7 protein-coding genes and 4 pseudogenes are annotated in these 7897 nt (G+C 69.8%); 8 read left to right on the top strand and 3 right to left on the bottom strand.

All coding sequences use genetic code 11. The features are described from left to right. Window positions 1-176 precede the first annotated feature (176 nt). The 4 genes and pseudogenes from FM051_RS49225 to FM051_RS51325 form a co-directional block, all read left to right on the top strand. A pseudogene (locus tag FM051_RS49225) lies at window positions 177-965 on the top strand (IS5 family transposase); the annotation flags it as partial. A 653-nt stretch (window positions 966-1618) separates the two neighbouring features. Beyond that, window positions 1619-2062 carry an ATP-binding protein gene (locus FM051_RS49220; protein ID WP_158854795.1) on the top strand — a complete coding sequence of 148 codons (444 nt, stop codon included), beginning with the start codon at window positions 1619-1621 and terminating at the stop codon, window positions 2060-2062. 79 nt (window positions 2063-2141) lie between these two features. Next, complete coding sequence (locus FM051_RS49215; RefSeq protein WP_158854793.1) at window positions 2142-2552, top strand: STAS domain-containing protein; 411 nt, start codon at window positions 2142-2144, stop codon at window positions 2550-2552. Between the two features lie 518 nt (window positions 2553-3070). Continuing rightward, window positions 3071-3979 (top strand): hypothetical protein, encoded by a 909-nt coding sequence (locus tag FM051_RS51325; protein ID WP_202919518.1) that lies wholly within the window; start codon window positions 3071-3073, stop codon window positions 3977-3979. Between the two features lie 77 nt (window positions 3980-4056). Here FM051_RS51325 and FM051_RS49205 read toward each other — a convergent pair. Together FM051_RS49205 and FM051_RS54495 are read right to left on the bottom strand one after the other, a co-directional pair. Beyond that, window positions 4057-4305, bottom strand: a pseudogene (locus FM051_RS49205) (DUF1348 family protein); the annotation flags it as partial. An 85-nt stretch (window positions 4306-4390) separates the two neighbouring features. Then, window positions 4391-4648 (bottom strand): hypothetical protein, encoded by a 258-nt coding sequence (locus FM051_RS54495; RefSeq protein WP_476655332.1) that lies wholly within the window; start codon window positions 4646-4648, stop codon window positions 4391-4393. Window positions 4649-4756: 108 nt separating this feature from the next. Between FM051_RS54495 and FM051_RS54490 the strand changes: the two genes are divergently transcribed. Then, window positions 4757-5401: a hypothetical protein gene (locus FM051_RS54490; RefSeq protein WP_238413257.1), complete on the top strand. Its 645-nt coding sequence runs from the start codon at window positions 4757-4759 to the stop codon at window positions 5399-5401. Here the strand turns inward: FM051_RS54490 and FM051_RS49195 are convergent. Beyond that, window positions 5335-5883, bottom strand: coding sequence for a carboxymuconolactone decarboxylase family protein (locus tag FM051_RS49195; RefSeq protein ID WP_158854791.1), 549 nt, complete (start codon window positions 5881-5883; stop codon window positions 5335-5337). The genes FM051_RS54490 and FM051_RS49195 overlap by 67 nt on opposite strands. Before the next feature lie 138 nt (window positions 5884-6021). On the opposite strand from FM051_RS49195, the gene FM051_RS49190 reads away from it, so the two are divergent. From FM051_RS49190 to FM051_RS49180, 3 genes and pseudogenes are all read left to right on the top strand, one after another. Then, window positions 6022-6642 (top strand): CGNR zinc finger domain-containing protein, encoded by a 621-nt coding sequence (locus FM051_RS49190; RefSeq protein ID WP_158854789.1) that lies wholly within the window; start codon window positions 6022-6024, stop codon window positions 6640-6642. A 252-nt stretch (window positions 6643-6894) separates the two neighbouring features. After that, window positions 6895-7404 (top strand): annotated as a pseudogene (locus FM051_RS49185) (transposase family protein); the annotation flags it as partial. Between the two features lie 240 nt (window positions 7405-7644). After that, window positions 7645-7820, top strand: a pseudogene (locus tag FM051_RS49180) (N-acetyltransferase family protein); the annotation flags it as partial. Window positions 7821-7897 lie beyond the last annotated feature (77 nt).

Below are 7897 nucleotides of genomic sequence, written 5' to 3'. Positions count from 1 at the left end.
CGTGCCTGTCTGGACGGGCACTTTCTCCACCGAACCCCCCTTCTGACACCGCCCTCCGGGCCACACCCGTCGGCGGGGAACCACGGTCAACCCTCGGTCGGCTCTCCCTCGGGCTTTAGAGGGCATCTCACGTGGCGTTGGGCGACGTGTCATGATCTCGGACCGTGGTTGATCGGTTGTCGTTGCGATTGGTGCCCGACGAGTTGTGGGCGTTGACAGAACCCTTGATCCCCAAGTTCACGCGGCGTCCGCAGGGCGGTGGGACGGCGTCGGTGGACGACCGGGCGGTGTTCACTGCGATCGTCTACGTGCTGACCAGTGGCTGTGGTTGGCGGGAGTTGCCGCCCTCGTTCGGGGTCACCGTGCCGACCGCGCACCGTCGGTTCACGCAGTGGACCGAGGCGGGGTTGTGGCGGCGGCTGCACCAGGCCGTGCTGGACGAGCTCGGCTCGCAGGGCGAGGTGGACTGGTCGCGGGCGATCCTGGACGCCGCCTCCGTCCGGGCCAAAAAAGGGGATCCATGACCGGTCCGAACCCGGTCGACCGGGGCAAGCCCGGATCGAAGATCCACGTCGTGTCCGACCGGGCCGGCCTTCCCCTGGCGGTCGGGGTGTCCGCGGCCGACCTGCACGACAGCCAGGCCCTCAAGCCCATGCTCATGGCCATCCCCCGCGATCCGGTCCCGACGCGGACCGCGCCGCTTCCGGCCCGCGAAGCTGCACGCCGACAAGGTCTACGACATCGACCACCTCCGCCGCTGGTCACGCGACCGCGGCACGATCCCGCGCATCGCCCGCAAGGGCATTGAGTCCTCCGAACGACTCGGCCGACACCGTTGGGCGATCGAACGCACGATCTCCTGGCTGACCGGCTACCGACGACTGACCATCCGCTACGAACGCCACGCCGACAACTACTGTGGCTTCCTCACCCTCGCCGCAGCGCTGACCTGCTTCAAACGACTCACCCAAACTCACCACGTGAGACATCGTCTAAGTAGCCGCAGAGCGCGCGCTTGCGTGCCGGCTTGGACGCTACGGCCGTCGGCGTCCATAGGCTCAACGAACTTGACGTCGGTCTGCACCCTTGCGCCTGGCCGCCGCCGCTGTGCACGTCATCCCGTACTTACCTGTGCGCACCGGGGCGTACACCGACACCCGGATCGGCCAGTTGCGATCCTCGCCAACCCAGGAGGGCTGGCGCTGCCGGTGATCGTCTTCTGGGCTTCCTCGCCCACCATGTTGCGATCCTCGCCAGCCCCGGAGGGCTGGCGCTGCCCTGCATGAACAGGCTAAACACACCAACCACCACGCCACGAACACACGACATCCCACAATGCGAGACGACACGCCACCGCTGACTTCGGAACCTCTCGGCGTGTCGCGACACGCATGAGGTTCCCAACCACCTCGCCGACAACCACCACCGGCCCCACCAAGCCCGCCACCAACCACCGCCCGAGGCCCGGAGCATCCCACCGCGGTACACGACCTCGGCGCCAACAGCACCTGCGTACCCGGACCCCTGGGCGGGCTCATCAACGAGTACCGACACGCCGCTTGACCAGCAGCGATGACTTTCCGAGCGGCACACGATGTCGACGCAGTCGTGGAGTCCGGTGTCCGAGGAGCCGGACCCGCGCGGCGTGAGCTGCGACCTGGACACGGCCCCCGCCAGGGAGGTCCGCCGCATGGCCCGGGAGGTGCTGGCCGGTCACGGCGGGATCGTGGTCGACGACGCGGTCTTGGTGGTCGACGAACTGGTCGGCAACGCCCGCCGGCACGGCACCGGGCCCCGGGTCTGCTGGTTCGGCCTGATCGACCAGGGCCGGCGATTGAGGGTCGAGGTCGATGACACCTCCCCGCGCCGACCACACCTCCGAACCCCGGACGCGTCCGGTGGCCGCGGGCTGCTCGTGGTGGACCGGCTCGCCTCGGCGTGGGGCGTGCAGCGCCACATCGGCCACAAGACCGTGTGGGCCGAACTGGCGCTGGACCGGGCGGCAAGCAGTGCCCGCGCCCCTCACCTGGCGGCAGCCCCGGACTGGCGCCACCGGACCTGACTTCACCCCGCTCCGGGGCACGTACCGGCGGCGGACGGCGTGGCGGGCCATGGCGTCGCCGGCCCGGTACGGTCCGACCGTGAGCCGACCGTCCCACGCCGAGCCGCCACCGGGGCTGGACATCGTCCGCCGTGTCGTGGACGGAACCGTCGTGGTCTCGGTCGCCGGAGAGGTGGACATGGAGACCGCGCCGGCGCTGCGGGCGGCCGTCACCACCGCGGTCGACGACGCCGCCGGCGGAGCCTGCGTCCTGGACCTGACCGGGGTCACCTTCCTCGGCTCGCCCGGTCTCACCGCCCTGCTGGCGGCCACCACACACGCGCAAGCACGACGCGGACCACTGCGCATCGTCGTGGACACCAACCGGCCGGTCATCCGCCCCATCGAGATCACCCGGCTGGACGACGTCCTGTGGCTCTACCACACCGTCGAGGAAGCCCTGACGGCCGAACACCGGCCACCGGGCGACGCCACCGAATCGGGAACCTGACGCCGTCACAGCCGGCGGCGGTGTCGGATCCACAAGGCACAGTGCCCCACTCGCCAGCGGTCGACCGGCTCCGGCCCGCTGCCGTGATCACCAAGCTCGGCGACAGGAGGGTCGTTCGGCCTCCTGTCGCCGAGCACGGACACGGCACCGCGACGAAGGTTGTCATCGCCTCCAGGCGGTTTTACCTTCTCACCGAGTCGACATCTCGGGCAGACGGTTGAGGAGTTGGTCGGCGGCCGAAGCAACGCAGAACCTCCGAGCGCGACCCGAACGAAGATCAAGACCGTTCCGTCATCGGACGGCTGCCCCGGCGACTGCTCACTGACCCAAGAGACGATCACCAGGCTCGACAACGTGGTGAGCTTTCCTGTTCGCTGCTGGATGCACTGCAAGCGACGTGATCGGGGGGCGCCACGCTGCGGCAGCGAACCGTCGCCTTTGGGATGACTTGCATCGCGCCCCAAGTCATACGGTTTTTCCATACTGTTCGCGCACCGGATGGGTTTAAGGTCGATGTCATGCCAAAGCCCACCTTCACCGACGACGACTTCGTCAACCCCGACGCACCTGAAGGCGAGCGTCAACTCAAGTCGGACCACTGGGAAGTACGGGACCTGTCCTATGACCTCAACCGCATGCGCCAGCACCTCGACCTGATGAAGTCATCGATCATGATCCGCGCAATGGACCCCTGGGAGGAATACCCCGAACAGGGCGATGTGCCCGAGGATGCGATCCCCGGCCCGTCCCTCGAGTTGTTCATCAAGGAACGGCCGCGTGGTCCCGGCTACGTCGCCGACTTCCTCTACCACGCTCGCGACCTCCCCGTGTCCGTCTACGGGATCCTCGTCAACTCCGGCTTCGGCCTCGAGATCGTCGAACTCGAACTGTGGCGGACCCGCTGGGGCTACTGGGACGACTACGGAACCTTCGTCGACCGTGAGGAATGGGAAGAGTTCCAGCGCGACAAGCACAACGGCGACGTGCAACCGCGCCGCATCGGTATCACAAGCGACGTCCTCCGCCGCATTCCCATCGGCGAGATCATCGCCCGCTCCCAAAACGCACTAGCCGATAGATCCTGGGAAGACGAAGGCATCCGCTCGCTACCGGGTCCAACGCTCGATGTCGACGAGTTCCCGGAAACCACCCGCCAAGCACTCGAAACCGCAAACACGCTCGCGGAGCGACCGCAACGAGGCCGCCCCCCGCTGGATGACGAGCTACTCGAGAGGCTCGCCCACGCATACCTGCGCGAAGCAGTACACGGCCGAGGGCTTACCCGACGCCTTGCCGCCCAGTTCAACCGACCCGAGCCCACGATCAAGGACTGGGTCAAGGCTGCCCGACAACGCGGCTACCTCTCAGCCGCCCAGCCTGGCCAGCGTGGAGCCGGCCCCGGCCCACGACTCCAACCGACCACATAGGCCGGTCTGCGATCATGTATGCCGGTCCGAGTCACTACCGCTACCGGCACGTCGTCGCGCTGACGGTCGCGGTGGTGTCAGGCGAGCGGGATGTCGTGGCCGGGGCCTCGCTCGTCCCGGGGTCGGGGGCCGAAGTATCGGCGGTCGGCTTCGTCGATGCGCAGGTCGTTGATGCTCGCCTCGCGGCGGCGCATCAGCCCGTTGTCGGCGAACTCCCACAGTTCGTTGCCGTAGGAGCGGAACCACTGGCTTTCCGCGTCGTGCCACTCGTACTGGAAGCGGACGGCCATGCGGTTCTCGCGGAAGCCCCACAGGCTCTTGCGCAGTCGGCAGCTTGGACCTTGGCCAGGGCGCTGTCGAGGTCGAACGGTGGGAACGGCGGGCGGGCGTCGGTCATGGCTGGGTTGTCCTTCACGGTGAGGTGAGCGGCGGGTTGTCGGGTGCAGGGGCCACGGAGTCGGCGCGCAGCGGCAGCAGGTGGCCGGCGAGCAGGTGCCGGGGAATGAAGTGGACGCGGCGGCCGGTGCGGTCGTCGTCGCCGGGGGCGCCCGGGCGGGTCCACTCCACCGCGGCCCGGCCGGACAGGTGCAGGGTGCGGCCGGTGGTGAAGTCGCAGAAGAGCAGGGCGGCGTCGGGGTCGACTTGGAGGTTGCCGAGAGTGGTGAACATGTTGTTGCCCGAGTAGTCGGGCCACCACAGCCCTCCGTCCTCGACGCGGACGAATCCGGGGGCTCCGCCGCGGTGCGAGGCGTCGTTGCCGCGGGTGGGGTGGGTGTGGTGCCGACCAGGAAGGTGTCGGATCGGCGGATCAGGTCGGCGTCGTCCGGCGTGAGGCTCCGCCCGCGTCGGACCGGCGCGGCGCTGCGGGCCGTGACGGGTGTGCCGCGGAGGCGCCGGCCCTGGATGTACTGGGGGCAGTTGCCGAACGCCTGCTCCACGTCGACGCGCAGCCCGTCGTTCCCGGCGTCGGACAGGGTGCCGTTGACGCGCAGGCGCCTGCGGGCGGCGAACTCGACCGCGATCAGCCCCACCGGCTGGTCCGTCGGCAGGCCGCGGAGCGGATCGTCCTCGGCCGGCGACGTCCGCACCGTGAGGGCGGTCGGGGAGCCGACGTGGAGGAACCCCGGCGGGCCGGTGAGCGGGGAGAGCCACAGCGTGCCGTCGGTGTCGCGTGCGGTGATCGCGGCGAAGGTCCGCTCCGCGAGGAACTGCGCCACCCCTGTGCTCAGCCGGGCGGGGGCGATCATGGCCGAGAGCCGGGCGGCGTCCCTGGAGACGCCCGCCCGGCGCTGCACGGCCAGCTCGCCCTCGTGGAAGCCCACGGTGTCGGTGCGTGCCGGGCCGGTCATCGTGGATCAGGCCGTCCTGCGCGGGGTGACCACGGGCCAGTCGTTGTCGACCTCGGCGAGGATGTTGAAGTAGTTGGTCAGCACGTTCAGGGCCAGGTGGCCGACGACCTCGCCGATCTCGGCGTCGGTGGCGCCGGCGTCACGCGCGGCCTGGAGGGTGCCGTCGTCGACCTGGCCGCGGCTGCGCGCGACGGCGTCGGACAGGGTCAGCAGCGCCTGGGTGTGCGGGTCGGACGCCTTGGCGTCCCGGGCCGCCTCCAGTTCGTCGGCGTCGACCTTGGCGATGTGCGCGCCGATGTAGGTGTGGGCCGACAGGCAGTACTCGCAGCCGTTGTACTCGGCGGTGGCCAGCGCGAGGCGTTCGCGGACCGGAGCGGGCAGCACGCCGCCCGCCAGCGCGCCGGACAGGGCCAGGTAGCCCTGGAGCAGCGCGGGGCTGTTGGCCATCACCTTGGTCATGTTCGGCGTCACGCCGAGGGCCTTCTGCACGTCGGCGAGCAGCTCAGCCGCCTTGCCGGTCGCGGTGGCGGGGTCGACGGGGGCGAAACCGGTCATGCGGGCAGCACTCCTTCGATCACCGGTTCTGACGCTTGGATGTGCCAGTAACCGTTAGAAGGATCATGCACGGGCACGCGTCCGTTGTCAACGGATGGAGACCGCTGCAACCGTTAGAAGTGCGGTAGTCTCGACGACATGGACACGGATGCGCCGCTGCTGGGCGAGCCGCTCCCGGTGGAGTTGATGAACACCATCTGGGCCGACCGGGACGGGGTGCACGACGCGCTGAGCCTTCGCGACGGCACCAAGGCCTGGCTGCACGCCGTCTCCGCCAGGACGGACCTGATGACCCCGGGCGATCTCGACGCGCTCGCCGCGTCCGACCTCGACCGCCTCGGCCACCGGCTGATCGACCTGCGTGACGCGCTGCGCCGGCTGGCCGCCGAGGTCACCGAGGACCCGCGCCCGGCAGCCACCTCCGACATCCGCGAACTCGAAGCGGCCGTGACCGCGCTCAACCGGGCCGCCGGTGACGCACCCCACTGGTCGGCGCTGTCCTGGACGACCGGCCAGGCCCCTTCACGTCACGCCCGCACCAGCGGACAGGCCGTCTTCGCCGCCGTCTCCGCCATCGCCGAAGAGGCCATCGCGCTCTTCAGTCAGGACGCCCGCCACCAGCTGCGAGCCTGTCTCGCCCCGGGTTGCGTCCTGTACTTCCTCAAGAACCACCCCCGCCGGGAGTGGTGCTCGGCAGGCTGCGGCAACCGCGCTCGCGCCGCCCGCCACTACCAGCGTCACCGCGGCACGACGGCCTGACCGTCGCGCCGCGTGCGCCGCACCGCCGCTTCGCCGGCCGGGTTCAGCGACCCATGTCGGCGAGCTGGTGCTGCAACTTGTCGTGCAGCAGGTCCACCGCCTCCTGGCCAGTCCCCGCGCTCGCGTCGGCGTTCACCTGTGGGGTACCAGAAGTAGGAATTCACCCTCTGAGTCATTTTCATCATGACGTCGCAGGTCACAGTGCAGACTGAGTGACCTGATCCGAGAACACCGCGCGCAACGCCGATCCCGATGGCGCGCCTGGAACCCTGCCACCAGGCGCTGCTCGTACTGGCACACCTGCGCAACGGCGACACCCATGCCCGCCTCGCCACCGGATTCGGCATCTCCTGCAGCACCGCCTGGCGGTACGTCCACGAAGCGGTGGACCTGCCGGCGGACCTGGCCGAGGACGTCCACGCCGCAGGCGAAAGGGCCGCCCGCCTGGCCTACACGATCCTCGACGGCACCCTGGTCCCGATCGACCGCGTCGCCGACCAGAAGCCCCACTACTCCGGCAAACACCGACGCCACGGCGTCAACGTCCAACTTCTCGCCGCCCCCGCCGGGCGGTTGGTGTGGGCATCCGCGACACTGCCCGGCGCCGTCCACGACCTGACCGCCGCCCACACCCACCACCTGATCAACGTGTTGGCCGACAACGAGGTCACCACCTTCGCCGACAAGGCATACCAAGGCGCCGGCGGAACGGTCCGCACCCCCGTTCAAGCGCCACCGCAGCCGTCCACGACTGTCCCGAGGCCAGAAGGCGGTCAACCGGACCCACGCCCGCATCCGCGCACTCGGCGAACGCGCCGTGTCGCTACTCAAGGGCTGGAAGTCCTCGCCAAGCTGCGCTGCTGCCCACGCCGGGCCACCGCGATCGTCGCAGCCATCCTCGTCCTGCACCACATCGAGACCAGCCGCCACCCACGAATGAAAACGGCTCACTGTGCCGGGTCGCCGGCCGGGCCGCCGCCCCGTCTCCACCCGCGAGCGCTCTCCGGCGTCGCCGAGACCTCCGTCTACGTCGGCGAGGGCTTCCGCGGGCGAGGTGTCGGCAGGTCGTTGCCGCCCAGACCGTGCTCTTCCCCGAGAACCGCGCCGGCACCGCCCTGCATCACTCCGCCGGCTATCGCACCGTCGGTGTCCGCGAACGCATCGCCCGACACCGAGGCGAGACCGGTCGGTGTCGCCTGCTGCAGGCCGTGGCCCGTCACGGGCGGGGCCCGCGTGGTGGCCGGGGCGGGTACAT

The sequence above is a fragment of the Saccharothrix deserti genome, from assembly GCF_009769385.1.
GTDB lineage: Bacteria > Actinomycetota > Actinomycetes > Mycobacteriales > Pseudonocardiaceae > Actinosynnema > Actinosynnema deserti.
The sequence above is the reverse complement of the archived record's forward strand: the minus strand, read 5'-3'. Positions and strand labels throughout refer to the sequence as shown.